We start from the raw sequence: 26565 nt of genomic DNA, 5'->3' as shown, positions 1-26565 counted from the left end.
CTGGCACCACCGCGAGAGACCCCCGCTGAACCACCGCGTGAGACCCGCTCGGTCCCGCCTGCGTGACCTTGGTGACCCGTGCCGCCGGAGCGGAACGTGAGTACGCTGCTACGCATGACGGACCACCCCGGCGTTGAGGGGCAGGCCGCTCAGGCGCCGCCCCCGATCTGGACCGGCCGCGCGACCAACCGCATCCAGTGGGCGCTGGCGGCGGTCGGCGCCGGATGCATGGCGCTCGGCATCGAACTCGCTGTCGACGCCCCCTGGACCTCAGGCCTCCTCCCTCTGCTGATGTCGGTGATCGGCTGTGTCGCCGCCGGGCTGCTGGTGCTGTTCGGCACTCTCGCCTTCGTCCATGTGGCGGTCACGGTCGACCGCGACTGTGTGGAGGTGCGCTGCGGTCCCATGGGTCTGCCGCGGCGGAAGATCCCCCTGGAGTCCGTGGTGGGAGCCGAGTACGTCCCTCGGGTCTGCCCGCGACAGTGGGGCGGCTGGGGCTACCGCTGGCGTCCCGAGCAGGGCACGGCGGTGATCGTCCGCCGAGGTGAGGGCATCGCCCTCAGACTCGGCGACGGCCGGACGTTCACCGTGACCGTCGACGACGCCGAAACCGCCGTCCGGGTGATCCGTGACAGACTGCGGCTGACCTCGAAAGGCACCGCTGCGGAGATGTGACGTGCACGAGCTGGCCTACGACGACATCGCATCCGCCAAGACGCGAGTGACCGGGTACGTCCGGCCAGTCACGGTCGCCCCGGTCGAACCGGGGCCGGGTGAGAAGCACCAGGTCTGGCTGGCGCTGGAATACATGCAGCACACCGGGTCGTTCAAGGCCCGCGGCGCGCGGAACTTCATCCAGGCCCACCGTGACGCCGGTACCTTCCCGGACGCGGGGGTGACCATCGCATCCGGGGGCAACGCCGGGCTGGCCTGCGCCTGGGCCGCCCAGCAGCAGGGCGTTCCGGCCACCGTGTTCCTGCCCGCCGGAGCGCCGCCGGTGAAGGTCGCCAGGCTGCGCCGCCTCGGCGCCGATGTACGCCTCGTCGGTGCCGAGTACGCGGAGGCCCTCGCCGCCTGCGAGGACTTCACGGCGGCCACCGGAGCGCTCGCCAGCCACGCCTACGACCACCCGCTGATCGCCGCGGGCGCGGGCACGCTGCTCGACGAGATCAGGGCGCACGTCCCGGGCCTGGACACCGTGGTGGTGGCGGTCGGCGGCGGCGGGCTCTTCGCCGGGGTCGCCACCGCCGCCGAGCGGCACGGCATCCGCACGGTGGCGGCCGAGCCTGCCGGGTGCCGGGCGCTGAACGCCGGGCTTGAGGCGGGCCGTCCCGTCGATGTCGGCGTGGACTCCGTGGCGGCGGACTCCCTCGGTGCCCGCAGAGCCTCCTCGATGGCCCTCGCGGTCGCGCAGCGCGAGCACGCCCGCTCCGTGCTCGCCGCCGACGAGGAGATCGTCGAGGCGCGCAGGGAGCTGTGGGATCAGCGCCGGGTCGCGGTCGAGCACGGCGCCGCGACCGCGCTCGCGGCGCTCACGAGCCGTGACGGCTACCGTCCGGATGACGGTGAACGGGTGTGCGTGGTCCTCTGCGGTGCGAACACCGACCCTTCGGACCTCGTCTGAAGCGGGCCGTGCCCCGGATCCGAGCCGTCCCACCCGGTGAGGCGCGGGCCACGGGGCGGACCCACGCCCGACGACTCAACGAGGCTGCGGCATCCGCGGCAGCGCTGTCGCCAGGCCGACCGCGCGGCGTACGCGGCGCAGCAGGCCGCGCCGGTCGCCAGGACCAGGAGCGCGGCCGCCGCACCGGTCCGACCGGGCGGGCTGGGGCCATGGCCGTGACGCCCGGGGCCATGCCGTAGCGCGATGCCGGCGCGAGAGCGACGCCGCCGCGCCCACGTCTGCCGACACTGCCATGTGCGTGAGACCCCCGTCCCCGGCCCCCGATGTGCATACCCCGCAGGCCGACCTCAGGTCGCCTCCGGGCGCGTCTGGATCGGGGCTGGCGCACGCCGTAGCCGGAGACCCCCGGCTCAGGAAGCCATCGCCGAGCCGGGCCGGACTTCCTCGATGCCGCCGAAAACGTAGACTCCGGCAGGTGAGCGCCACCGTGACCCCCACCGAGCCCCAGCCTCAGGACCCCCAGCCCGAGCCCGCAGCCGCAAGCCTGGTTCAGCGGCTGTCGGGCCGGTTCGCAAGGCCGGTCGCCGCCGCGCTGTCCGGCGTCCTGCTGTTCCTGAGCTTCCCGCCCCGGCCGCTGTGGTGGCTGGCCCTGCCCGGCTTCGCGCTGCTCGCCTGGTGCCTGCACGGGCGCCGTCCGCGCGCGGGGTTCGGTCTCGGATACCTCGCGGGTCTGGGCTTCCTGCTGCCCCTCCTGATCTGGACCGGCGAGGAGGTGGGGGCACTGCCGTGGGTGGCGCTCGCGGCGGTCGAAGCGCTCTTCGTCGCCGTGACCGGACTGGGTGTCGCCGTCGTGTCCCGGCTGCCGTGGTGGCCGGTGTGGGGCGCCGCTGTCTGGGTGCTGGGCGAGGGCGTACGCGCCCGGGTGCCGTTCGGCGGTTTCCCCTGGGGCAAGATCGCGTTCGGGCAGGCCGAGGGGTGGTTCCTGCCGCTGGCGGCGGTGGGCGGTACCCCTGTGCTGGGTTTCGCGGTGGTGCTGTGCGGCTTCGGCCTGTACGAGTGCGTGCGTCAGGCCCGCCGCTACCGGTGGACCGGTGAGTTCGGGCGCGGGCCGGTCGCCGCCGCGGCGCTCAGTGTGCTCGTGCCCGTCTCCGGGGCGTTCGCCGCGCTGCCCCTCGTCGACGGTTCGGCCGAGGACGGTACCGCCACCGTCGCCGCGATCCAGGGCAATGTGCCCCGCCTCGGACTCGACTTCAACTCCCAGCGCAGGGCGGTCCTGGACAACCACGCCCGCCGTACCGAGCAGCTCGCCGACGATGTCGCGGCAGGCAAGGTGGCCAAGCCCGACCTGGTGCTGTGGCCGGAGAACTCCTCCGACCTCGATCCGTACCGCAACGACGACGCTCGCCGGGTGATCGACCGTGCGGTGCGCCGGATCGGTGTGCCCACGGTGATCGGCGCCGTCCTCACCCCGGACACGGGCAAGCTCCGCAACACCCTGATCGAATGGGATCCCGAGCTCGGCCCCGTCGACACCTACGACAAGCGGCATGTGCAGCCCTTCGGCGAGTACATCCCGATGCGTTCCTTCGTCCGGCTGTTCAGCGCTGACGTCGACCGCGTCAGCCGGGACTTCGGCCCTGGCAGCGAGGTGGGCGTCTTCGACCTCGCCGGCACCAAGGTGGGCCTCGCCACCTGCTACGAGGCGGCTTTCGACTGGGCGGTCCGCGACACCGTGACCCACCACGCCCAGCTGATCTCGGTGCCCAGCAACAACGCCACGTTCGGCCGGAGCGAGATGACCTACCAGCAGCTGGCGATGTCCCAGGTGAGGGCCGTCGAGCACAGCCGGGCCGTCGTGGTCCCGGTGACCAGTGGTGTCAGCGCGGTGATCAACCCGGACGGGAAGATCGTCCAGCAGACGGAGATGTTCACCCCGGACGCCCTGGTCGCGGAGGTCCCGCTGCGCTCCTCGCTCACCCCCGCCACTCGTATGGGCACGCTCCCCGAGGGGCTTATCGCCGCGCTCGCGGTGGGCGCGCTCGGCCGGGTCGCGTACGCGCGTCGCCGGGGCACGTCCTCGTCCGTGTCCTGAAAGCGGCTCCGAGCCTCAGCGCATAGGGTCGGGCCATGGGCACGCCTGACTTCATCAGACGGATCCGGGCCAGCGTCGGTACCCAGCTCCTCTTCCTGCCGGGGGTGAGCGCGGTCGTGCTCGACGACGACGGCCGGGTCCTGCTGGTGAGGCGTGCCGACACCGGTGAGTGGTCGATCATCGGGGGTATTCCCGAGCCGGGAGAGCAGCCGGCCGCGACGGCGATCCGTGAGGTGTACGAGGAGACAGGGGTGCGCTGCGTGGTGGACCGGGTCGTGCTGGTCCAGGCCAAGCGGCCGGTCGTCTACCCCAACGGGGACGAGTGCCAGTTCATGGAGATCTGCCTGCGCTGCCGGGCGGTGGGTGGTGAAGCCAGGGTGAATGACGAGGAGTCGCTCGACGTGGGCTGGTTCCCGGTCGACACGCTCCCGGAGCTTCAGGACTTCGCCGTGTTCCGGATCAGGCAGGCGCTGGGCGATGGCCCCACCTGGTTCGATCCGTCCGACGCAGAGGCGGATCACCGCGTGGGCGGTGTCTGACCGGGACCGCCCTCCTCGGCGGCTGCATCTTCTCGGGCCGGCAGGCGGGCCGCGCGGCGGCGTCGGCCACGGCGACCTGACCCGGCTCCTGTCTCCGGACGGGAAGTCCGCGGCCACGGTGCCGCGCCGGTGGATGCGACACCGAGACCATTCCGCTCCGGCATTGCTGAAGGGCTTTCAGTCGGAGGGCTTTCAGCGCCGTCGGGCGGTGTGCTCCGGTCGTGGCCGCAGCCCGTCGAGGATGATGCCCAGATAGCGGCGCCAGTCGGTGACCCCTGCCTGGACGACATGGCACAGGCCGATGTAGAGCGGTGAGACGTCCGCGACGGTCAGGTCCTCGCGTACCGAACCTTCGGCCTGGGCCCGCTTGAGCACTTTGTCGGTGAGCTCGTTGAGCTCCGTGATCGCCTTCGCGTCGAATGTGCTGCCGCCCACCATCGCCGTGACCGTCTCCGCGTAACCGCGGTCCTGTTCCTGCATGGTTCCGCAGAACTCCAGGGAGCGCGCGAGCCCGTTCCAGGGGTCGGGATCGGGGAGCACCTCGTTTCTGAGGAAATCCAGGGTCTGCTGGAAGCGGTGTGCCACGATCGCTTCCGCCAGTGACTCCTTGGTGGGGAAGTGGCGGTACACCGTCCCGATTCCCACGCCCGCTCTGCGGGCGATATCGCCCATCTGGGCGTCCCGGCCCGACTCCGAGAAGGCGGCCCGTGCCGCGTCGAGGACCTTGAGGCGGTTGCGGGCGGCGTCGGAGCGCAGCCTGCCGCCGCGGGGCGCACGGGAAGGGGGAGGGGTGTTTGACAAGGGGAACCGCGCCTCCGTATCGTCAAAATCCGGAATCGGACGTCCGATTCCGGATACCACTCTAACCCACAGGAGCGTATCCCTCCCATGGCAACGCCTCCCGATTCCGCGTTATCGCCTTCCTCGCTCACACCACCCGACCCCCTTCGCTGGAAGGCGCTCGTCGTACTCGCCGTCGCCCAACTGACGGTCGTGCTGGACGCATCGATCGTGAACGTCGCGCTGCCGTCGATCCAGCGGGACCTGCACTTCGGCGACTCCGACGTCCAGTGGATCGTCAACGCCTACGCCCTCGCCTTCGGCGGCTTCCTGCTCCTGGGAGGAAGGACCGCCGACCTGCTCGGGCGGCGGCGGGTGTTCATGATCGGACTCTGCCTCTTCGCCGTCGCATCGCTGCTCGGCGGACTGGCACCGAGTGCGGGCTGGCTGATCGCCGCCCGTGCGGGCCAGGGCCTCGGCGCCGCGATCATCGCGCCCGCCGCACTCTCCATCGTCACCACGACCTTCACCGAAGGCGCCGAACGCAACAAGGCGCTCGGGATCTGGGGCGCGCTCGCCGGGGCGGGCGGTGCCATCGGCGTACTGCTCGGCGGTGTGCTCACCCAGTGGGCGGGCTGGGAGTGGGTGATGTTCGTCAATGTGCCGATCTGCGTCGGCGCGGCCATCCTCACCCCGCGCCTCGTCCGCGAGAGCCGCGGCCAGGAGCGCACCGGGATCGACTTCGCCGGTGCCGCGCTGGTCACCGGCGGACTCAGCGTGCTGGTCTACGCGCTCGTGGACGCCGAGCGAGCGGGCTGGGGCTCGGGCAGGACCATCGGGTTGCTGACCCTGTCCGCCGTGCTGCTCCTGGTCTTCGGCCTGGTCGAACTACGCATCGTGAAGCACCCGGTGATGCCGTTGCGGATCTTCCGCAACCGCAACCTCTCCAGCGCCAACATGGTCTCCCTGCTGGTGGGCGCCGCGCTGCTGTCGATGTTCTTCTTCATTTCGCTCTACCTCCAGCAGGTGCTCGGATTCTCCGCACTCGAAGCCGGGCTGTCCTACCTGCCGTTCTCGGTGGCGAGCATCCTCGCGGCCGGTGCCGCATCGCAGCTGGTGACGAAGGTCGGGCCCAGGCCCATCCTCCTCACCGGCCTGGTGCTGACCGCGCTGGGACTGCTGCTGTTCACCCGCATCCCGGCCGACGGCACCTTCGCCGGGGACGTGCTGCTGCCATCGGTGGTCGCGGCCCTGGGACTTGGGTTCTCCTTCGTGCCCGTGACGATCGTCGCCGTCTCCGGTGTCACACCCCAGGAGTCCGGACTCGCCTCGGGGCTCATCAACACCACCCAGCAGATCGGCGGCGCACTCGGTCTCGCTGTGCTCTCGTCCGTGGCCAACGCTCGTATCGGCGAGCTTCTCAAGGGCAAGCAGCTCGACGGTCAGACCGTGGCCGGCGCGATGACGGAGGGCTTCCGGCTCGCCTTCGCGGTCGGAGCGGGATTCGCCCTGCTCGGTGTGGTGATCACCCTGCTCGCCGTTCCCAGGACCGACCGCTCGGTGAAGGACGACGTACCGGTCGCGATGGTCTGACGCATCCGAGCAAAGGGGAAGCACGGCACGGGCCCGGCCGCCATCGGCCGGACCCGTGCCGTGCCGGTGCGTCAGTAGGACAGCCCCGGGCAGTAGACGCCCGCCCCGGGCTCGGTGTACGAGCCTCGTACGACCAGCGTCTCCAGCCGGTCAAGGGACATACCCCGGGTGCGCAACGCCCAGCCCAGGACCTCGGGCATCAGCCGGCCCGGGATGCGCAGCCGGGGTGCGGGGCCGTCGGGAGCAGCCCTGCGCATCAGTTCACCGGCTCCTGTGTAGAGGGCGCGTGCCGCGGCATCCGAGACCGCCGTCAGATGGCCCAGATCGGACAGGCCCGTGGTGTATCCGGCGATCGCGCCACTCGTCCGGTCCACGACCACATACGGTCGCGACCAGCCGAAGGCGCGCTTGGCGGCCATATGGATCTCACCGTCCCGGGAATGACCGCTGATCCCGCGGTACAGCTCCTGGCAGGCGGCCACATCGTCCTCGGACATGGCGCGCACCGCGAAGCCCGCCAGGTTCGCGGGGGTGGGCGGCGCGTACCCGGTCACCACGGACAACTGCTCGCACGGTACGAAGCCGAGTGAGGCGTACAGCCGGTACGCCCCGAGGTTGTTGGTCACCTGGACGGCGCGGACCGAGTCACGACCGTGCCGCGCGGCGGCCGCGAGCACCTCGTCCATCAGCAGCCGTCCCACCCCGGCGCCCTGCGCTCCGGTCGCGACACTGAGCGGGCCGAACGCCGCCACTGCCTCGCCCAGCACCAGGAAGTTGGAACCCACCACGGCCCCCGTGCCGTCGACGGCCACAAAGGCGAGGCAGCCCGGGGCCGCGAGGCGGTCACGGAACATCTCCGTCACCGCCTCCACCGACGACCATTCGGGCGTCAGGCCGAGCGAGGCGTTCAGTGTGCCGAAGGCGTCGAAGCAGACACCCGCCATCGCCTCCAGGTCCTCCCATGCCGCCTCCCGCACCTCGATGCCCTCGCCGTCGACGCCGTCGCGCGCGGCACCGCTGCCCGGCTCCGGGAAGTAGCCGACACGGACGAAGAACCCGACGTATTTCTCGAAGAGTTCACGGGTCATCGGCGGGCATTCGATACCGGTACCCGCCAGGAGCTCCCGGGTCCGGGAGGTGTCGACCGACAGATAGTGGTTGCGTCCGCTGTAGATGGTCGACTCGAAGGCGTCGATCATCGGGACCATCGCATTGTCGCGGCCGGCCCGGATTCGCTCGACCCAGGCGTCCCAGCGCAGTTCGTCCAGCCGGTATCCGAGGGACCGCAGCGAGTCTGTCATCTCCGAGAACGGCAGATGTGTCCCGTTCGCGAGATGGTGGTCGCGGCTCGCGGCCCGTTCGTCGCGGGACAGCCTCAGGATCGCCGCGCTCACATGGTCGACGGGAACGAGGTGGAAGATGCCCGCGGGGTCCGCCGGTACGGCGCCGGCCTGCACGATCCCCTTCATGCTCAGCCAGACGAAGTCGTGGGTCTGGCAGAAGCCGTGTTCTGTGTCGCCCGAGATCTCGTCCACCCGGTAGACCGAGACCGGCAGGCCCCGCTCCCTGGCGATACCGATGATCTGCTCCGCCACCAGTTTCGTCTGCCGGTAGCCGGATGACAGCGCCTCGGCCGGTCCCGGTGGATCGGTCACCTTCAGCGCCACTCCCGGGACCGCCTCGGCGGCGAACACGCCCGTGGACGAGACATGGTGGACGGGCACGGTGCGGTGCCGGGCGGCCAGCCGCAGGATCTCCGCGGTACCGGTGACATTGGCATCCTTCAACGCCGCATACGGATAGAGGCCGTTGACGGCCGCCGCGGCGTGGTAGACGGCGTCCACGCCGCGGGCCAGGGTGTCGAAGCGGTCGGGGGCGAGGCCCAGCAGGGGCTGCGCGAGATCGCCGACGACCACCGACAGGCGATCCGTGTCGATGCCGTCCCAGAACGCGTACCACTCCAGGTTCTTCCGCAGCCTCGCACGTGCATCCGCCTCGTCGGTCCCGCGCACCAGGCAGTGCACGGTCGCACGGGTCGTGCGCAGCAGATCGCGCAGCAGATACGCGCCCAGGAACCCGGTCGCACCGGTGAGGAGCACCTCCCGTGGGTCGTCAGCCACCCGGACGACCTCGTCGGCCGGGGTGATGTCCGCCGCCAGCACGACCTCGGCGGCGAAGTCCACCGCGTCCTCGTCCGTACTCGGCGCTGTGGACACGGCGTCCAGGACCTTCGCGAGCAGATGGTCGGCCAGCACGGCCAGGGTCGGATGCTCGAAGACGAGCGTCGGACGCAGACTCACCCCGCAGAAGTCGCTGATCTGGTTGCGCATTTCCACGGCCATGAGGGAGTCGACGCCCAGGTCGAGCAGCGGTACATCGGGGTCGATGTCGTCCGCGCTGTCGTGACCCAGCACCGCCGCGACCCGGGTGGCGATCCGCTCCATCATGTGCAGGAGCTGCTTCTCCTCGTCCAGGTCGGCCAGTACGGCGGCCAGTCGGGCGGCGACCTCGGGGCGCTCACCCGGTTTCAGCACCCGTCCGGACGGGGCCTCTTCACCGGGACCGGAGGCGGGCACCGGAGAGGGGACCGCCGAGGCCGCAGGGACGGCAGACCGGGGCAGCCAATGGCGTTTGCGCTGGAACGCATAGGTCGGCAAGGTGATGTGGCGGGCGCCGGTGCCCTCGAAGAAGGCATCCCAGTCCACCGGCACACCGGCGCTGTGCAGGGCTGCCGCCGCACCCACGGCGGTGGTCGCACCGGGCCGGTCACGCCGGGAGAGCGGCAGCGCGCGGTTGTCGTACGCATCGCCCACGACATGGCGCACCAAACCCGTCAGTACCCCGTCCGGGCCCAACTCGACGAAGGTGTCGACGCCCCGGTCGCGCAGCGTCCGCACCGCATCCGCGAAGCGGACCGGCGAGCGCAGCTGCCGGGTCCAATACCCGGGTGTCAGCAGCTCCGCACCGGCGAGCTCGCCGGTGACCGTGGACACGACGGGTGTGTGCGGCTCTCGGTAGGCGACCGTGCGTGCCACGGCCTCGAACTCCGACAGCACCCCGTCCATACGCGGAGAGTGGAAGGCGTGACTTACCGTCAGTCGCTGGGCCCTGCACCCCCGTTCGGCCAGGATCCGGGCGATCTCCGCGACGTCGTCCGCGTCGCCCGAAACCACCACCGACCGTGGGGCGTTGACCGCGGCGACCCCCGTCCGTGACTCCCGCCCCGCGAGGAGCAGCAGCACCTCCTCCTCGGTGGCCTCGACGGCGACCATGGCGCCCCCTTCGGGCAGCGCCTGCATCAACTCGCCACGGGCGGTGACCAGTCTGGCCGCGTCCGCCAGCGAGAAGACCCCGGCGACATGAGCCGCGGCGAGCTCACCGATGGAGTGGCCGGCTAGAGCGTCAGGCCGCACCCCCCAGGATCGCAGCAGCGCGAACTGTGCCACCTCCAGTGCGAACAAGGCGGGTTGGGCGAAGCCGGTGCGGTGGACACGGCCGTCGTCCGCGGCGTCATCGCGGGCGAGCAGCAACTTCCTCACCTCCGGTGCCAGATGCCCGCAGACCGCGTCCAGAGTCTCGGCGAACACCGGGAATTCGGCGTACAGTCCGCTGGCCATGCCCGCCCACTGTGAGCCCTGCCCCGTGAAGAGGAAGGCGGTGGTACGAGCCGGTCCGGCGAGCCCGGTGACCAATCCGGCCGCCGGCTCACCCGCCGCGAGCGCGCCGAGCCCGCGCAGCAGGCCGGCCACACCGTCCGAGGCGTCCGCGACGACGGCAGCGCGGTGCTCCAGCCCGGCCCGGGACATCGCCAAGGTCCGCCCCACATCCGCCGGCTCGCAGTCGGGCGCCGCGCGAACGAAGGACTCCAGGCGACGGGCCTGCTCGCGCAGTGCGGCGGGGGACTTCGCCGACAGCAGCCACGGTACGGTGGCGAGCGGCCGCGTCGTGGTCTCTTCGGAAGAAGGAGAGGGGGAGTGCGGTGCCTCCTCCAGGACGGCATGGGCGTTGGTGCCGCTGATGGCGAAGGCCGACACCCCGGCGCGCCGCGGCCGCCGACCAGGGCTCGACCACGCCCGAGCCTCACTGAGCAGACGTACGTTCCCCGATGACCAGTCGACATGCGGCGACGGCCGGTCCACGTGCAGTGTCGCCGGGAGCACCGCATGCCGCATCGCCTGCACCAGCTTGATGACACCTGCGACGCCAGCGGCGGCCTGGGTGTGGGCGATGTTGGACTTGACCGACCCCAGCCACAGCGGCCGCTCTGGGTCCCGGCCCTGACCGTAGGCCGCGAGGATCGCCTCCGCTTCGATCGGGTCACCGAGGGTGGTCCCCGTGCCATGCGCCTCGACGAGGTCCACCTCGTGCGGTGAGACCCCTGCGTTGGCGAGTGCCCGGCGGATCACCCGCTGCTGCGCCTGGCCGTTGGGCGCGGTGAGACCGTTGGACGCACCGTCCTGGTTCACGGCGCTGCCCCGGATCACGGCCAGTACCTGGTGGCCTGCCCGGCGCGCGTCCGAGAGCCGTTCGAGTAGCAGTGCCCCCGCCCCTTCACCGAAGGCTGTGCCGTCCGCCCCGTCGGCGAAGGCCTTCACCCGGCCGTCCGGGGCGAGCCCCCGCTGCCTGCTGAAGGTGATCATGTCGTCCGGCGTCGCCATCACCGTGACACCGCCCGCGAGCGCCAGCCGCGACTCACCGGTGCGCAGTGACCCGCAGGCGAGATGGAGTGCCACCAGGGACGCGGAGCAGGCGGTGTCGACGGTGACGGCGGGGCCGTGCAGGCCCAGGGTGTAGGCGACCCGGCCGGACATCACACTGCCGGATGTGGCGAAGCCGAGATAGCCCTCGTACTCGGACGCGGGCGCGGCGAGCGAACTGTACGTCTGCCCCTTGGTCCCGACGAAGACACCGGTCTCCGAGCCGGTCAGCCGGGTCGGGTCGATGCCGGCCCGCTCGAAGGCCTCCCACGCCACCTCAAGCCACAACCGCTGTTGAGGGTCCATCGCTGTCGCCTCGCGGGGTGCTATCCCGAAGAATCCGGCGTCGAAGGCGGACGGGTCGGTCAGGAACCCACCGCGCGAGGCATAGCTGGTGCCGTGGTGATCGGGATCGGGGTCGAACAGGGTGTCGAGCGGCCAGCCGCGATCGGTGGGGAACTCCGATGTGGCGTCCCGGCCTTCGGCGATGAGGTCCCACAGCTGCTCGGGCGACTCGACACCGCCCGGGAACCGACAGGCCATGCCGATCACGGCGATGGGCTCGTCCGCGTCCGGGCGGCCACCGGACCGGTCCGTGGGCTGCGTCGCGAGCGCTCCGGCGGGGGAGCGGTTGTCGCCCGAGGCCCCGCTCAGCTCCCCGACCAGCCGCTCCGCGAACGCCGCAGGCGTCGGATGGTCGAACACCGCGGTCGCCGGAAGCCGTATCCCGATCTGCGCGCTCAGCCGCTGCCCGACCGCCACGACGACCAGGGAACCGAGACCGAGGTCGACGAACGGCCTTGTGGGGGAGACCTGTTCGGGTCCCTCGACGCCGATCGCCAGGGCCACCTCCGTACGGACCAGGTCCAGCACCGCCCGGCTCCGCCCGGCCGCCGTCATCGCGGCGAGCCGATCCGCCCACGCGCCGTCACCGGCGACGCCACCACCACGGGACGCGGTCCCGAGCCCGCCGGCGGAGGCCGAACCGAGCAGCCGGGGGGCCGCTTCCGCCAGCAGATGCCGGGTGATCTTCCCCGACGCCGTCCGCGGCACGCGCTCGACGGCGTACACCTTCTCCGGCACCTTGAAGAAGGACAGCCGCGCCCGGCAGTGCTCCAGCAGTGCCGGTACGTCGACCCCTTCGGGGCCCGGCACCACATACGCGACGGGAACCTCGCCGAGCACCTCATGGGGTTCACCGCCCACCGCCGCGTCGGCCACGCCCACCGCCGTGCGGATCACGTCCTCGATCTCCACGGGATGGATGTTCTCGCCGCCCCGGATGATCAGTTCCTTGAGGCGCCCGCTCAACGTCAGATGCCCGGTGGCGTCCCGGCGTGCCAGATCACCGGTGCGGTACCAGCCGTCGCACAGCACCTCCGCGGTCGCGTCGGGCTGCCCGTGGTACCCCAGCATCAGATTCGGGCCGCTCACCCATACCTCGCCCTCCTCCCCGGTGGCGACGTCGGTACCCGACTCGCTGTCCACCAGCCGGATGTCCACCCCCGGCACGGCCGGCCCGGCCGATCCGGCGACGCGCGCACCGGTCGGCCGGTTCGAGGTGATCGCTCCCGTCTCGGTCGACCCGTACTGGTCCACGAGCGGGACCCCGAACGCCTCCTCGAATCGGCTGCCCAGCGATGCTCCGCTGGCCGACCCGGCGACGAACCCGATACGCAGCGAGGGGAGTTCGGTGTGCTCCTCACGCTCACGTTCCAGCAGGTAGTGGTAGGTCGTCGGCACTCCGGCGAGGAAGGTCACACCGTCGTCGCGCAGCGCGTCGAGGACTTCGGAAGGGGCGAAGCCGCCCATGAGCCGGGCCGAGGCTCCCACGGCCACGACCCCCATGACGCACAGATTCTGGCCAAGACCGTGGAACAGGGGCATCGGCCACAGCAGCCGGTCGTCCTGCGACATCCCGAGCACACCCACATGGCAGGTCTCCACCAGCCAGAGCGAGCTGCGCAGGGAGTAGAGCACGCCCTTGGGACGGCCGGTGGTACCCGAGGTGTAGAGCATCCACGCCGGAGCGTCGAGCGGACTCTCCTCCGGCGCCGGACCCTCGGGCGCGGTCGCCACGAGGGCCTCGTACCCTGCGACGCCGCCCGGCACGTCCTCCCGCTCGGCGGAGCCGCCGGTCAGGACGATCGCGGGCCGGGGAAGTCCTGACGCGGACACCGAGGACACCGCGCGCAGCAGTACGCCGAGCCGCGCCGGGTCGCACAGGACCACCGACGCTCCCGAGTCCGCAAGGAAGTGAGCCAGTTCGGCCTCGGACGCCTGCGAGTTGAGCGGCACGGTGATGCCGCCGGCCCGTATGACGGCAAGGCAGCTCTCCACCAGCTCGACGCAGTTGCCCATGAGGACGGCCCCGCGGCCGCCCCTCTCAAGGCCCAGGGCCGCAAGATGCCCCGCGAGCCGAGAGGTCCGCAGATCCAGTTCCCGGTAGCCGACGGCACGCCTGGCATCGGCGAAGGCCGCCTTGTCCCCGATCCGGGCGGCATGTCCCCCCAGCAGTTCGGACAGCGGACGGATCAGTGAAGAGGTCGTATCGGGAGCCATGTCATCGCACCTCTCGGCTCTGTGCTCAGCGCTTGGTGGGCGGTTACGGTCGTGCCGTCAGCGGACGGCCAGCACGGTCCTGGTCGGGCAGGAGAACTCCAGGGAGCCGTCGGGCCCCGCGAGTACCCGCAGCGCCTCGCGTGCCTCGTCGGTCGCCTCGGCCACCCGCTCCGGGAGCACCAGGTCCCACTGCATCCGGGTGGTCACCGTCTTGGTCCAGGTCAGGTAGTCGTCGATGGTCTCGAAGCGCGAGTCCGCCGGGACATGGCGGATCCGCACATCGCTGAACCCGGCGTCGAGGAACGCCGTGGCTGTGGACTCCTCGCTGACGAGGGGACCGCCGACCCCCAGGACGACCTGCCAGGGGTCGTCCACACCCTCGGGCAGGTACTTGGCCAGCACTCCCGCGAGGATCTCGGCCGACTCCCAGCCCGCGGCGAGCCTGCCGTTCTCGGTGGGGAAAGTGGTGGCGGCGAACCTGCCCCCGGGGCGCAGCGCGGACACGGCACAGGCCAGTGCCTTCTCGGCCTCGGGCAGCAGGAACAGGACCATCCCGGCGCTGGCCGCGTCGAACGGCTCATCGAAGGCGAAATCCTGGGCGTTGCCCAGTTCGGCGCGGGCCCAGCCGGAGACCCCTCGGGCATCGATGTCGGCGGCGCACGCGTCGACCATGCCCTGGGCCTGGTCGATACCGAGGACGAAGCCGCCGGGGCCGACCTGGTGGGCGATGGGGAACAGGCAGGCGCCGCGCCCGCAGCCGATGTCGAGCACACGCTCGCCCGGAGAGAGCTCCAGTGCGTCGGCGACCATCTTCCCGAGCGGATGGAAGATCATCTGACCCGCGGACTCGTACTGCTCGGCGGACTTGTCGTAGGCGTCCCTCACCAGGGAGGTGATCCGGATGTCCTCGGTCATGACACGCTCTCTTCCTGCTTTTCCTGGGGCAGTGGATTTTCGGATTTCGTCGGCCGCACAATGCAGCCGAGGCGGAATTCGGCGCAATGCGGCCTGCCCGCCACGCGCCACCACAATTGATCAGGGGTGGGCAGCATTTCGGACACGACGACCTCCCCTTCGGGAAGCCTGGTGATATCGAGTACCGACAGCGGGTCGGCGAAATCGACGTACAGCGGTTTGGGCTCGACCGGATGCTTCACGTACACATGGCGCGGAATTCCCTGGGCCGTTCTGAGGCGCTGCACCGCCAGCCATCGGGCGACGGTGTCCCCGGTGCGTTCAGGAAGAGGCAGTCGCCAGCGGGCGCGCTGGAGTACGACACCCTCCACCACGATCCGCGGGGTGTACGCCCCGAGGTCGACCGGCACCGGCACCAGCGCCGGTCTGGACACCGCCCGGTGCAGCGTGGACGACAGGTCGCCCGGGTAGAGCAGCCGCTCCTGACCGTCGATCAGTACCGTGTCGGCCGATGCGGGGACGACGGCGTCGGCGATCGGCACCACTTCGGCGCGGTCCTTGGCCGATAGGCCGGTCAGCTCGATGGCGGCACCGGGCAGCTCGGGTGTCACATGCGCGCTGCGCCGACGCGAGACGATCGTCGCGGCGGTCCCGGGCGGCACTGCCCGTGCCACCCGTTCGCCGAACTCGTCCCACAGCCCCACCGGGTCGCTGTGAAGCGGGCGTTCCAGACCTCCGAAGATCGAGCTGCAGTCATCGTGCAGCTCGGAGAGCACCCAGGCGGCGGTGGCCGGGTCAGGGCCCGCCACCATCAGGTCAGGACTCGGCAGGCAGGCGTCGTCGGGACCGTAGGACACGCTGTTCCAGAGCGGCGCCAAGGCTTCGTCCAGTTCGTTCCGGCTCAGTTCCACCGCCGGTGGCCGGCCACCGGCCCCGCCCGCCTGTGCGACGGCTCGCTCGACCAGTCCGCGCAGCACCGAGTCCAGGCGGTCGCGGCGTGGCGAGCGCGAGGGGATGTCCCGTACCGCGAGCGCGGCCAGTGGCGCCGGAGAGCCGCGGAGTTCGCCGCGCAGGGCCTCGCGGGCGTCCTCCCTCGCCAGCAGCGCCGCGAGGAACACGAGCGGGAACACCGCCTCCGTCACCTGGCGGATCCGGTCCACGACCGGCGCCCCGAAGCCGACCCGCTCGCTCAGCGGGCTCGACCTGTCCTCGTGGAACAGTTCCCGGTCCGCGTAGTGCCTGCCGCTGTCGCGAGACAGCTGCCCGCCGTCCCGCGCACGTGCCGCGCGCACGCCGGCGAGATGTCCGGCGCGCTCCGGCCACGCGGCCTGGGCGTACTTGTCGCGGGTCTCGGCCAGTTCCACCACCGCGGGCGTGGGCTGCTCGGCGGCCAGCCTGGTGAGCGCGTGCAGTTCGGTCGCGGGGAGGCGCCAGGGCGAGACGACCAGTGCCGGTCCGAGCGCTTTCACCAACCGGGCGGCGTGCGCGTCGGCCGTCCTCTCGTCCGCCGCCCCCACCTGCTGCGCGGAGGGCGCGCCGACGCCCGTCGAGGCGATCAGCGCGTCCAGTCGGCTACCCGGCGCTGCCGAAGCCGCCTTCCACAGGGCCAGCGCGGGCGCGGCGACCTTGAACCTGCGGCCGTCGACGGCCCGCTCCAGTACCGGGGACGCATCAGGTCGCCGGAACAGCGGGCTGGGCCAGACACGTTGAAGCGTCAGCGGCACTTCACGCGCGGCCTGCTCCCGCAGTTCCTCCACCAGCCAGGCACTCGCCTCCACCACGACCTTCTCCGGCCCCGGCGCGCCCACCAGCACGGCTTCCTCCTGGTCGGGCCGCAGGCGGGCGAACAGTACCGGGCCGAAGAACGACACCGTCTCGCACTTGGTCGCGAACCTGCGCAGATAGCGGTGCAGGGTGTCGACCCTGCGTCGCAGGGCGCGCGGCAGCGCACCGCCCTCTTCCCGGGCCTGGGCCCAGCCAGGATGCGCCAGTGGCGCGTGCTCGAGGGCCGTGTGGTGGAACGACGGGTTCGATACGAACACGGCGTGCCCGAAGTCGTCCTGCCCCGCGGCCTCCGCGGTGCGCAGCCGGGCTCGCAGCAAGGCCCCTTCGAGCTCGTGCCGGGCCGCTGTCAGCCGCTCGTCGAGCCCGGCGACCAAGGCGTTCCACTGGGCCGCCCAGCCGGGCTCACCGGTCGCCGCGAGCACCGACTCGCAGCGCTCGTCCAGCGGCTCCCCCTCGTCCACCAGCCGGCGGCAGCTCTGGAGGGCCCGCAGGGACCGCTGGCGGGGTTCGACCGTCCGCACGGCCTCCCGCAGCCCCGGCCACAGTTCCTCCAGGAAGCGCAGGCGCTCGGCGGCGACCGCGTCCTGAGCCGCCAGGGCCCCGGCAGCGGTGTCCAGCAGCCCGTCGGAGGCGAGCCCGTCCAGCAGACCGGCCGGGAATCCCGTCGCCCGCAGCAGCGACCAGGGCATCGTCTCGACGGAGAGTTCCCCGTCTCCCGCTCGCACGTTCCACGTCAGTGATGCCATGTCAATTCTCCATACTGGTCTCGCTTTTCGTCCCCTGCTCCGGTAGGAAGGAAAAGAATCAGGGAATGGCCGGCAATCCGGCCGTCGGTGTCCCCGGTAATCCGGAGGGAAAAGCAAGGATGCGTATTTCGTCTCGGATCATGCGCCACTGCCGCGAAAGCGTCGACCGCGCCGAGAAGAAACTGGTCGCACTGTCGAGGAGTATTCACGCCGAGCCGGAGACCGCGTTCCAGGAGCACCGGAGCGCGGCCAAGGTGAGCGGGCTGCTGCGGGACGAGGGGTTCGAGATCGAGCCCGGAGTCGGGGGGCTGGAGACCGCGTTCACCGCCCGCTACGGCAGCGGTCCGCTCACGGTCGGGTTGTGCGCCGAATACGACGCCCTGCCGGGCCTCGGCCACGCCTGCGGGCACAACATCATCGCCGCGTCGTCGGTGGGTGCGGCACTGGCGCTCAAGGACGTGGCCGACGACCTGGGCGTCACGGTCATGGTGCTGGGCACCCCGGCCGAGGAGGAGGGCGGCGGCAAGATCACCATGCTGGAGGCCGGAGTGTTCGACGAGGTGTCGATGGCGATGCTCGTCCACCCCGCCCCCGAGGACAACTGCGCTCCCCGCCCCCTTGCGCTGGTCGAGCTCGAAGTCCGCTACACCGGGCGGGAGTCGCACTCCGCTCTCGCCCCCCAACTGGGGGTCAACGCGGCCGACGCCCTCACCGTGGCCGAGGTCGCCGTCGGGGTGGGCCGTCAGCACTTCGAGCCCCGGCAGCAGGTGCACGGGATCGTCACCCGGGGCGGCGAGGTGCCCAATGTGGTGCCCGCGCACACCAGTGCCCTCTACAACCTCCGCGCCGCCGACATGGAGTCCCTGGAGCGCCTCGAAACCCGCGTCAGGGCCTGCTTCGAGGCCGGTGCCGTCGCCACCGGCTGCACCCACGAGGTGCTGTCCACCCCCGCGTACGCCGAACTGGCCCACGATCCGTTCCTGGTGGCCGCGTACCGGGCCGCCGCCATCGAACTCGGCCGCCCCCTGGCGACCCCGGAGGAGGAGCGCGCGATGCCCACCGGCAGCACCGACATGGGCAATGTGAGCCGGGCTCTGCCCAGCGTGCACCCGAGCATCGGCATCGACAGCGGCGGAGCGGTCAACCACCAGCCGGAGTTCGCCCGGGCGTGCGTGGCCCCCGCCGCCGACCGGGCGCTGCTCCAGGCCGCCGTGGCACTCGCCTGGACCGGGGCGCAGGCCGCCGAGGACGATCAGGCCCGGGAGCGCCTGCTGGCCGCCCACCGGGCGCGGCGCGGCGCGGGCGGCGCATCCGGCTGAGGGCCGCCTGGGTGCCCGGGCCGCGGCTGTGCCGCGGCCCGGGCGGCCCGGTACCCGCCCGGCGGCGGGACGTGCTGCGGTCACGGAAGCCGCACCACCGTCTCGCCTTCGGCGGTGTCGATGTGCACGGCCGATATCCGGGGACCGGCCGCGGGATCGACAGCGACGTCGAGTGCGGCCAGTCCGGGCCACCGGCCCGCCCAGCCATGCTCCTGGGCCTGTCCCGTCTCGAGGCGCCGCAGCGCCTTCGGGCACACCCTGTGCCCAGCGGCCTTCAGATCACCCGGCACCCGTGCCGCGCGCGCCTCCGCGTTGCCGTAGCTCAGGAAGAACGGCAGCACCCGACTGCGCCAGGACAGGTCGAAAGCCGCCTCCGCCCAGGGCACGCGCTGACCGTCCGCGCGGACCGACTCGCCACGGAACAGATCCGGATCCGCTCCCGTGACCGACTCCACCGCGCGTGCGGTCGACTCGATGTCGTCGGTCAGCGCGGCCCAGTTGAGGAAATCCGGACCGTCCGCCGTCCGTTCCAGGAACAGCCGCCCGAAGTCGCCGTCCATCAGCTTGCGCTCGTCATGGGTGACGAGCAGCTCCAGATACTGCACATCGGGTGTGTCGAAGGGCACCACCCAGCTCGCCGTGCCGTCCGGGTTGGGACTGCCGTCGGTGATGCCGAACCCGTGGCGCTCCCACAGCAGTTCCCGCAACGGCTCGATGGTCCGCGCGCCCAGGATCACATGGTCGATACGCATCAGGCGGCACCGCCCAGCGCGTGCGAGGGGCACATGCTGTACGGCAGGGCCTCCCAGTCGTCCCCGGCGAGACCGGCCGCCATGCCCTTGGCAGTGGCGCGTGCCGAGAGCAGCCCGTGTCCGGCGTGCCCGGCCGAAAGGAAGACCCTCGCGTGCCCGGGCAGGGCGCCCGCCAGGGGCCTTCCGGTCCCGGACACGGGGCGCAGCCCGGCTCGCAACTCCACGGGGACCGAATCCGCGAGCCCCGGCATGGCGGTGGTCGCGAACCTCAGCAGCTGGGCGATGCCCTGGGTGGTGACGTGCTCGGCGAAGCCCGCGTCCTCTTCGGTGGCCCCGACGATCACGTCGTCACCGACGCCGGGCGCGAGGTAGTAGGCCGACGACAGGATGCAGTTCAGCTCCTCGTCGGTGCGCAGCACCGCCATCTGGCCGCGCTGCGGCCGGATGCCCGTTGCCTCTGCCAAGCCCTTGCCCGAGCTCCACGCACCCGCGGTGATCACCACCCGGTCGGCGCGCAGCGCCCCGTCGGCAGTGAGGACCGAGACCGATGCTCCCTCCTCGCGCACCTCCCGCACGGCGACGCCCTGCCGCCAGTCGACTCCTTGGGCCACGCAGCGGCGCCGCACGGCGTCCAGATAGCGGCGGCCGTCGATCATCAGCCCGTCCGGGTCCAGGAGGTAGCGTCTGCTGGCCGGAAGCTTGAGCCCGGGCGTGGACCGGGCGAGCGCGTCACCGTCCACCCAGTTGCCGACGCCGAGACCGTCCAGCACCTCGCCGTACGCCTCCACGTCCGTCTCGCGCAGCGCGCGCAGGATGGGCCGGGCCACGCTGAACACGCCGGACTCCGGCTCCAGCCGGGCGACATCGGCGTCCAGATCCCGTTTGGCGGTCCGCAGCCAGTCGTAGAACTCCCGGTCGGCGAGATAGCGCAGTGAGGGGACCGCCACCCCCGCCGCCCGGTTGGTGGCGTGCCCGGGCTCGTCACCGGAGTCCAGCACCAGGACCGACGCACCGACGCCGCTCAACTCCTCGGCGAGGCAGGCGCCGACGATGCCGCCGCCGATGAGAGTGAAATCAGGGGGTGATGACGGTGACGACGGCATGTCCTGCACCTTCCATGTCGGTCGCGCCGGCGAGTACCAGCGAGCGGGTGGTCACTTCGCTGTCGCTGTGGACAGCCGTGGGCGGGCCGGCCAGACCGCGGGCCTGGCGCAGCAGGTGGATCGGTTTGCCGCGCAGCACGAGACGGAACCAGCCGCCCGGCCGGTCCGCCGTCCTGGCCAGGCAGTGGAGACGTACGGTGCCGTCGCCGTGATAGCGCTGGAGCCCCTCCACGCACCAGACGAGTTCCACCGCATCCGGGGGCACCTCGGTCTCCGGCCCGGTGAGTTCGAGCCTTGCCTGCGGCGGCGGCAGGATTCCACCGGCGTCGTGGTCCCAAAGCGCCCGCCCGATCGGGACGCCGGTGGCGGCCGGGGACACCGGCGGTGGCGGGCAGATACGGCCCGCTTCCACAAGCGGCGCGGGTCGCGCCAGGGCGCCCAGGTCGTCGATTCCGACCTCCGGCGGCGCGGACGGCAGGTCGGTCAGCGTCAGCGGCGGCAGAACGCGCCGCCCCGACAGCCGCTTCGCGGTCGCGCGCCCGCCCCGGGAGGTCAGCGAGAACGCCGCACCGGCGACCAGCACGGCCGCGGGGGACGGCCTGAGCACCAGCGGGCGCCAGCGCCAGTCGTCCGGCGGGCGGACGTGGTCGAACGGCGCGTCGAGCGAGCCGAGTTCGTCCCAGGGCAGTGCGTCCACCAGCGAGCCCGGATCCCCCTGGCCGCTGGTTCCGAGCAGCACAGGCCCGCCGGCGGTCTCCACTCTGGCCAGCAGTTCGGCCCGCCTCGACACCAGCAGACCGTCGGCGTCCCGCCATTCGCGGACCTGCGCCACAGCGCTCTGGAGACCGGCCGCTCCGGACGCCGCGCGCCCCGCCGCCTCCGTGAGCAGCAGCCCGGTCTCCTTGCCCGCTTCCTGGTCAGCCGACCCGGGGAGTCGCCGGGACCCGGTGATCCGTCCCGTGGCGGCGTCACGTCCGAGGCACAGGGTGTCGAGAGAGACGGTGAGCCGCGGGGCACCGCGGGTGGGGGTCAGGACCCCGGAGGCACGTATCCGCGTCTCAGCCATGCGATACCGCCCGCAGCCCGACGAGCCCGGCGGGGAGCCGGAAACCCGCGTTGGCGAACGACACCAGCACCGGGTACTGCCCGAGCTTTCCGCAGCCTCCGGTGGCCCGCAGATAGGCGGCCACCCTGTGCTCGTACGGCCGCAGCCCGGCGAGCACCCGTGCCCCGTCACCGGTCACCGTCATCGGGCCCAGGCGTGCGGTGCTGCCGTCGGCACGGTGGAGCAGGGAGAACGGGGCGTGGAAGACGAACGCGCCCGAGGCGATGTTCATCATGTCCAGCCGCAGCCCGTACGGTGCGATCCAGTCGCCGGCCGGGGGCTCCACCTCGGTGCCCGGATCGATCAGGGCCACGGTGTGCGCCATCCGGGGGATCGCCGGGTGCCGGTAGTCCTGCTTGCGCCCGTGCCCCGAGCCCGGCCCGCCGCCGAGCCGGGACGCGAGAGCCCGGTCGGTCATGGGCTCTCCCACCGTGCCCCGGTCGATCAGCCTCAGTGTGCGGCAGGGCGTCCCCTCGTCGTCGAACGGGCTGCGGTAGCCGGGTCCGTCGTGCGCGCCGCCGTCGAGCACCGACAGCCACGCCGGTGCCACCCGCTGTCCGGCGCGCGCCCCGAGGTAGCTGGTGCCGGAGGCCACCACATCGGCCTCCATCGGATGGCCGGCGATCTCGTGGAAGAACGCCCCGGCGAGACCGGGTAGCAGTACCAGGTCGGCCTCGTCCGGGAGTTCGGTCGCCAGCGGAAGTGCGAGGCGTTCGCGTATCGCACCGGCCTCACGCACGGCCGCCTCTCTCAGGCCGTCGGGGTCGGTCCCGGGCCGGGCGCACAGCAGCGACCGGGAGTGGACGGTGCCGTCGGCGCCGGTCACCCTCGTCTCCAGGGTCGTGACGAGCCGTTCCGTGGTGCGGACGCGTTCCGGCCCGCCCGCGGCGATGTGCTGCTGCGCCACACCGAGCGTCAGCTCCGCTCCCGTCTCGGCGGCGATCCGGGCCAGTTCGCCGCGCAGTCCAGGGGTCAGCTCGAACAGGGGCCGCTCCTGGACCTCGCGCAGTGCTCCGGCGGCCTCGGCGCCCACCGGGGCTGCCCCGACGGTCAGCAGATCGTCGCCGTCCGCGAAGCGGTGCTCGGTGAACCCCTGGCCCAGGTGCCGTTCGACGCTCATCCCGCGCGCCGACGACCGCTCGGTGCTGACACCGCCGTCCGGAAGCACATCGGCACGAAGGCGCATCGAGCGTTCGGCGAAGAGTGTGGTGACTGTCATTGGGTGCTGCTCCTGCCGATGATCTGCATCCGCAACTCGCTGGTGTAGCGCCGCCCTTCGGCGTCGCGCAGCCAGAGCTCGTCCGGCCCGGGCGCCATGCGTTCCACGCCCAAGCGGTCCGCTCCGCGCGCCACATGGCTGACCAGGTCCGCCGCGAGCGGTGAAGCCAGGTCGATCAGATACGGCTTGCGTTCGTGGGCGCTGCGGCAGAAGACGAAACGGCCTCCGGTGTCGCGCGCCAGTCTGCGCAGCGCGAGGAAGCGTGCGGACGGCTCCGCCGCCGCGAGCGCCGCGGTGGGCACCTGCCACCGTGAACGCTGCAATACGACCTCACCCAGGGTGACTTCGGGGAGCGCCCCATCGGCGGTGAAAGCCGGATGGAGCACCTGGGGATGGGAGAGGGCAGCGATCGGGGGGTACTTGACGAAGTCGCTCAGCGGGACGTACGCGCTGACCCGTCGGCCCTCGGGGTCGTGCAGGGTGACCTCGTCCGGACCGATGCGGACGGTCAGGTCCTCCGGCTTCAGAAGCCCCGGCCGGCTGTGGTCCGTCCAGGTCAGTGGGCGCATCGCGACCTCACGGCCGGGGAAGCGGTAGTAGCCCTTGTTGCGGCGCCCGAAGTCGAGGCCGACGACAGCGCCGTCCTGCTCCGCGGTCCATCCGGCGGCGTCGGCGCCGAGCCGGGCCGGGTCGGGGTGCATCGTGCCGAGCCAGCTGCGGACGAGCAGATGGTGGTGGGCGCGGGAGAGCACGAGCGGGGCGCCGTCGAGCCCGGCGGCGTCCGGGGCGGCGGGGCACAGGTCGATGACCGCGTACCGGTCGCCGTCCAGCGCCCCGGCCTCGCCGGCGAGCCGTTCGACCTCGGCACGCCAGTCGGCGCCTGGGTAGGCGGGCGCGTGCGCCGCCTGGAAGGTGCTGGTCGAGTCCGACCTGCTGATGGCCGCCCTGGTGGCGTATGTGAGCAGGTCCAACTCGACGCCGCCGCCCGTGCCGTCCGTGAATGCTTCCCGTACCGCGTCCGCCGCGGACGCCTGTGCCGCTTGCCCGTGCGCCGCACACACCTCAAGCACGGGTGCCAGACGCTCCTCCCAGCGGCTGACCAGCCCGGCGCCGAGAGTCAGCGCGAAGGGCGAGGCGCACTCCTCGAAGAACACCGCGCGGTCGGCGTACGCCGCACCGGCACCCCGGCGGGCCGGTCTCCCGGTGAACTCGGCGAACCGCTCCTCGAGCGCCGCCACCGTCACGGCCTTGCGGTCCAGTGGCTGCTCGGCCAAGTCGGTCATCAGAGCGACGAGTTCACCGATGCGGCGCAGCCACAGTCCACGAGCCGCAGAGTCGGGCAGCGCGGAGAGCTGCTCCTGTAGGGTCGCGAGCGGATCCGGGTCGTAGTCACCACCGCCCAGGCCGATCGTGACGGCTTCGGCGGCGACCAGTCGCATCAGCGTCCGCGCGACCTCGCGGGCGGGCTGCCCCGACGCTCGCACCAAGTCGCGGAACACGGTGCCGTCCGCAGCCACCAGGGCCAGCAGCGGCTCCTGCGCCGTGTCACCCCGGCCGGTGGGGTGGAACGCCAGATACGGAAGCAGCTTGGGGTCCTTGGCGATCGCCGTGGCCAGCGCCCGCGCAGCCCAGTGCGAGAAGAACACCCTGCGGGCACGGGGCACGTCGTCGCGCAGCGCGACTTCCTCACCGTCCCCGACCGAGCCGTAGGCCATGGGCCCGAAGAAGCTCACGGTCTCGTTCTTCGCGCAGAACCGCTGCACATACGTGTACATCTGCCGGCGCACCCTGCGCCAGCGCGAGCTCAGGGGGCCCTCGTGCGCCAGCAGCGGGAGCAGCATGTTGCGGTAGGCATCAGGGTTGGACAGGAACACCGCCTCGCGGACCCCCGGATCCGCCAGCAGCTTCCTCAGCCGCTCGCCCACCTCGTCGTCGGCCCGCTGGTGGGCGAGCGCATAGCGCTGCCAGACATCGCTCCAGGCACTTACCACCCGGTTCCAGTCCGCACCGCCCGACTTCGGCAGCTGACCCGAGCGGCCACGCAGCACATCGGACCGCAGCGAATCGGCGCGCGCACCGTCGAACTGCTTCTCCACGAGCTCCAGTACGACCCGCTCGTGGTCGAGCAGCTCATCGGCGAGTTCCAGCAGGGAACGGGACGCACCCAGCTCCTCCAGCCAGTCGAACGGCATACCCGCATGGCGCAGGATGAACTCCCGCCCGATGCGCCACTGTCGGCTCACTGGCTCCTCCGCATCACTCCGGCTTCGACCAGCCGGCCGGTCAGTTTGGTGCGGACCGCATCGCTGATCCGGTCCAGGACGGCGGTGTCGCCCGACGAGAGCCGCTCCACGACCGGAGCCAGCTTCGGATGCAACCGGAACGCGCTGCCCGTCCGCAGGTTCACCACGAACGAACCCGCTCCCCGGCCGTCCGGGCCCGGGCCGTGCTCGGCAACGACCGCGGCCGACGGCTCCCAGAGGGAGGGCTCCGAGCGCTGCCCGGTGCCGCCCTGCGCGATGACGCAGCAGGCGAACCTGCCGGGGAACAGGTCGGCCATGGAGCCGAGTTCGGCGTTCAGACCGTTGATGGCCGCAGCACGTGCCGCTTCGTCGAGGGTGCCGGGCGCGTCGAACCGGTCCCAGCGCGGCAGATCGTGGTCCGGTGCCGCGTGCCGGTTCAGCGGTACGCCGTCCCAGGTGTTCGGTTCCCGGTCGCCAGGGGCCGTCGGCAGTCTGAACGGGCTGAGCCCGGCGAGCCGTGGTCCCGGCCCGATCAGCAGCCTCCGTGCGGTGGAGCCGGTCTCGTCCGCGCTCGATCCGGGTGCCCCGACGAGCAGTTCCACGGCGAGCGGTGCCGCGCCCGCCAGATCGACGACGGGCCGCAGATCGGTCCGGCTGCCGTCGGCTCCGGTCACCTCGGCCCAGGAGGCCAGCCGCGCCACGGTCAGCGCCGCGCCCAGGCACTCACCCCAGGCCTCGCCGGGCAGCGTTGCCGCTTCCCCGGGGGGCAGCCAGCCGGCCCAGGGGACGCCCGGGCGCCAGTCAGCGGCTCGGCGGACCCAGTGGATCGGCGTGCCGTCTCCCGACCACTCCTTGCGCAGCCGCCAGGAGGGAGCCCAGTCGTCGATGCCGGCAGCCTTCGAGAACGGGGCCAGCGCCCGCAGCGCCGTGCCATGGGTGGCGGTGAAACGCCCGCACAGCACCACCCGTTCGGGCCCGAAGGCGGTCAGCAGAGCGACTGCGAAGGGGAGTTGCTGATCGGTCTCGACCACCAGGCGCACGCGGCGGTCCGGCGCGACGGCCGTACGGGCCCAGAGCGTCTCCGGTCCCAGCAGTGCGGTCCGCTCGGCGGCCAGGACGACATCAGCCCCCGACTCCGTCGTGCCGCCGACGAGTTCCACGTCATCGGCCGCGAGCCGCAGTGCGGGGTCGTCCTCGCCCGCCAGCCGCAGCGCCACGCCCATGGCCCGCAGCCGACCGGTGTCATGGCTGCCACGGGCGGTGATCCGGGCCGCGGCACGTGCGAACAGCGCCTTGGTACGGGCCTCGGCGGGGTCGCCGCCGCCGGGGCCGGCGAGCGCGTAGGCGCCGGCCAGCTCACCGAGGGCTTCGGCGCCCGTGAGCCGGGCGATGAACCGTGCGTTCACATCGAGGAGTTCATGGTCGGGACCGAGGTCCGGCTCCAGACTCGGATCGAACAGCGGAGGTAGTACCACCAGGTCCTGTCCGGGT

16 protein-coding genes are annotated in these 26565 nt (G+C 72.0%); 6 read left to right on the top strand and 10 right to left on the bottom strand.

Annotation, left to right across the window (positions count from 1 at the left end):
- Positions 1–114: 114 nt before the first annotated feature.
- The 4 genes from V1460_RS19850 to V1460_RS19835 all read left to right on the top strand — a co-directional run bounded on the left by V1460_RS19850 (position 115) and on the right by V1460_RS19835 (position 4255).
- A complete protein-coding gene (locus tag V1460_RS19850; protein ID WP_338674990.1) occupies positions 115–675 on the top strand; it encodes a hypothetical protein in 561 nt (186 codons plus the stop codon).
- Position 676: 1 nt separating this feature from the next.
- Entirely contained in the window at positions 677–1624 is a 948-nt protein-coding gene (locus V1460_RS19845) for a threonine/serine dehydratase (protein WP_338674989.1), read from the top strand.
- 475 nt (positions 1625–2099) lie between these two features.
- On the top strand, positions 2100–3716 hold the full coding sequence (gene lnt, locus V1460_RS19840) for an apolipoprotein N-acyltransferase (protein ID WP_338674988.1): 1617 nt from the start codon (positions 2100–2102) through the stop codon (positions 3714–3716).
- Between the two features lie 35 nt (positions 3717–3751).
- Complete coding sequence (locus tag V1460_RS19835; protein ID WP_338674987.1) at positions 3752–4255, top strand: NUDIX domain-containing protein; 504 nt, start codon at positions 3752–3754, stop codon at positions 4253–4255.
- Between the two features lie 192 nt (positions 4256–4447).
- Here V1460_RS19835 and V1460_RS19830 read toward each other — a convergent pair whose 3' ends face one another.
- A complete protein-coding gene (locus tag V1460_RS19830; protein WP_338674986.1) occupies positions 4448–5056 on the bottom strand; it encodes a TetR/AcrR family transcriptional regulator in 609 nt (202 codons plus the stop codon).
- Positions 5057–5143: 87 nt separating this feature from the next.
- Between V1460_RS19830 and V1460_RS19825 the strand changes: the two genes are divergently transcribed.
- Positions 5144–6628: an MFS transporter gene (locus tag V1460_RS19825; RefSeq protein WP_338674985.1), complete on the top strand. Its 1485-nt coding sequence runs from the start codon at positions 5144–5146 to the stop codon at positions 6626–6628.
- Positions 6629–6699: 71 nt separating this feature from the next.
- Here V1460_RS19825 and V1460_RS19820 read toward each other — a convergent pair whose 3' ends face one another.
- Genes V1460_RS19820 through V1460_RS19810 form a run of 3 tightly spaced genes read right to left on the bottom strand, consistent with a single transcriptional unit; the run spans position 6700 to position 17333 of the window.
- Positions 6700–13887 (bottom strand): thioester reductase domain-containing protein, encoded by a 7188-nt coding sequence (locus V1460_RS19820; protein WP_338674984.1) that lies wholly within the window; start codon positions 13885–13887, stop codon positions 6700–6702.
- A gap of 57 nt (positions 13888–13944) precedes the next feature.
- Positions 13945–14802, bottom strand: a complete 858-nt coding sequence (locus V1460_RS19815) for a methyltransferase domain-containing protein (protein ID WP_338674983.1) — start codon at positions 14800–14802, stop codon at positions 13945–13947.
- Positions 14799–17333 carry a lantibiotic dehydratase gene (locus tag V1460_RS19810; protein WP_338674982.1) on the bottom strand — a complete coding sequence of 845 codons (2535 nt, stop codon included), beginning with the start codon at positions 17331–17333 and terminating at the stop codon, positions 14799–14801. The genes V1460_RS19815 and V1460_RS19810 overlap by 4 nt, the downstream gene beginning before the upstream one ends.
- Positions 17334–17452: 119 nt before the next feature.
- Here V1460_RS19810 and V1460_RS19805 point away from each other — a divergent pair, with 119 nt between their 5' ends.
- The gene (locus tag V1460_RS19805) at positions 17453–18652 is read left to right on the top strand and encodes a M20 family metallopeptidase (protein WP_338674981.1); all 1200 of its coding nucleotides are present in this window, start codon (positions 17453–17455) and stop codon (positions 18650–18652) included.
- Between the two features lie 80 nt (positions 18653–18732).
- On the opposite strand, the gene V1460_RS19800 is transcribed toward V1460_RS19805, so the two are convergent.
- Genes V1460_RS19800 through V1460_RS19775 form a run of 6 tightly spaced genes read right to left on the bottom strand, consistent with a single transcriptional unit; the run spans position 18733 to position 26549 of the window.
- Entirely contained in the window at positions 18733–19404 is a 672-nt protein-coding gene (locus tag V1460_RS19800; protein ID WP_338674980.1) for a VOC family protein, read from the bottom strand.
- Positions 19404–20507, bottom strand: a complete 1104-nt coding sequence (locus V1460_RS19795; RefSeq protein WP_338674979.1) for an FAD-dependent oxidoreductase — start codon at positions 20505–20507, stop codon at positions 19404–19406. Before V1460_RS19795 ends, V1460_RS19800 begins: the two co-directional genes overlap by 1 nt.
- The gene (locus tag V1460_RS19790; protein ID WP_338674978.1) at positions 20479–21573 is read right to left on the bottom strand and encodes a hypothetical protein; all 1095 of its coding nucleotides are present in this window, start codon (positions 21571–21573) and stop codon (positions 20479–20481) included. Before V1460_RS19790 ends, V1460_RS19795 begins: the two co-directional genes overlap by 29 nt.
- Complete coding sequence (locus V1460_RS19785) at positions 21566–22831, bottom strand: metallopeptidase TldD-related protein (RefSeq protein WP_338674977.1); 1266 nt, start codon at positions 22829–22831, stop codon at positions 21566–21568. Before V1460_RS19785 ends, V1460_RS19790 begins: the two co-directional genes overlap by 8 nt.
- Positions 22828–25074: a lantibiotic dehydratase gene (locus V1460_RS19780; protein ID WP_338674976.1), complete on the bottom strand. Its 2247-nt coding sequence runs from the start codon at positions 25072–25074 to the stop codon at positions 22828–22830. The genes V1460_RS19785 and V1460_RS19780 overlap by 4 nt, the downstream gene beginning before the upstream one ends.
- Positions 25071–26549, bottom strand: a complete 1479-nt coding sequence (locus V1460_RS19775) for a hypothetical protein (RefSeq protein ID WP_338674975.1) — start codon at positions 26547–26549, stop codon at positions 25071–25073. The genes V1460_RS19780 and V1460_RS19775 overlap by 4 nt, the downstream gene beginning before the upstream one ends.
- Positions 26550–26565: the final 16 nt, after the last annotated feature.

Origin of the sequence: Streptomyces sp. SCSIO 30461 (genome assembly GCF_037023745.1) — a bacterium.
In the GTDB taxonomy this organism is placed as follows: Bacteria; Actinomycetota; Actinomycetes; order Streptomycetales; family Streptomycetaceae; genus Streptomyces.
The sequence above is the reverse complement of the archived record's forward strand: the minus strand, read 5'-3'. Positions and strand labels throughout refer to the sequence as shown.

Bases quoted from the DNA above. Each gene is read 5' to 3' on its own strand.
- V1460_RS19850 (WP_338674990.1), top strand. From the start codon at position 115: ATGACGGACCACCCCGGCGTTGAGGGGCAGGCCGCTCAGGCGCCGCCC.
- V1460_RS19835 (WP_338674987.1), top strand. From the start codon at position 3,752: ATGGGCACGCCTGACTTCATCAGACGGATCCGGGCCAGCGTCGGTACC.
- V1460_RS19825 (WP_338674985.1), top strand. From the start codon at position 5,144: ATGGCAACGCCTCCCGATTCCGCGTTATCGCCTTCCTCGCTCACACCA.
- V1460_RS19820 (WP_338674984.1), bottom strand. From the start codon at position 13,887: ATGGCTCCCGATACGACCTCTTCACTGATCCGTCCGCTGTCCGAACTG.
- V1460_RS19815 (WP_338674983.1), bottom strand. From the start codon at position 14,802: ATGACCGAGGACATCCGGATCACCTCCCTGGTGAGGGACGCCTACGAC.
- V1460_RS19810 (WP_338674982.1), bottom strand. From the start codon at position 17,333: ATGGCATCACTGACGTGGAACGTGCGAGCGGGAGACGGGGAACTCTCC.
- V1460_RS19805 (WP_338674981.1), top strand. From the start codon at position 17,453: ATGCGTATTTCGTCTCGGATCATGCGCCACTGCCGCGAAAGCGTCGAC.
- V1460_RS19800 (WP_338674980.1), bottom strand. From the start codon at position 19,404: ATGCGTATCGACCATGTGATCCTGGGCGCGCGGACCATCGAGCCGTTG.
- V1460_RS19795 (WP_338674979.1), bottom strand. From the start codon at position 20,507: ATGCCGTCGTCACCGTCATCACCCCCTGATTTCACTCTCATCGGCGGC.
- V1460_RS19790 (WP_338674978.1), bottom strand. From the start codon at position 21,573: ATGGCTGAGACGCGGATACGTGCCTCCGGGGTCCTGACCCCCACCCGC.
- V1460_RS19785 (WP_338674977.1), bottom strand. From the start codon at position 22,831: ATGACAGTCACCACACTCTTCGCCGAACGCTCGATGCGCCTTCGTGCC.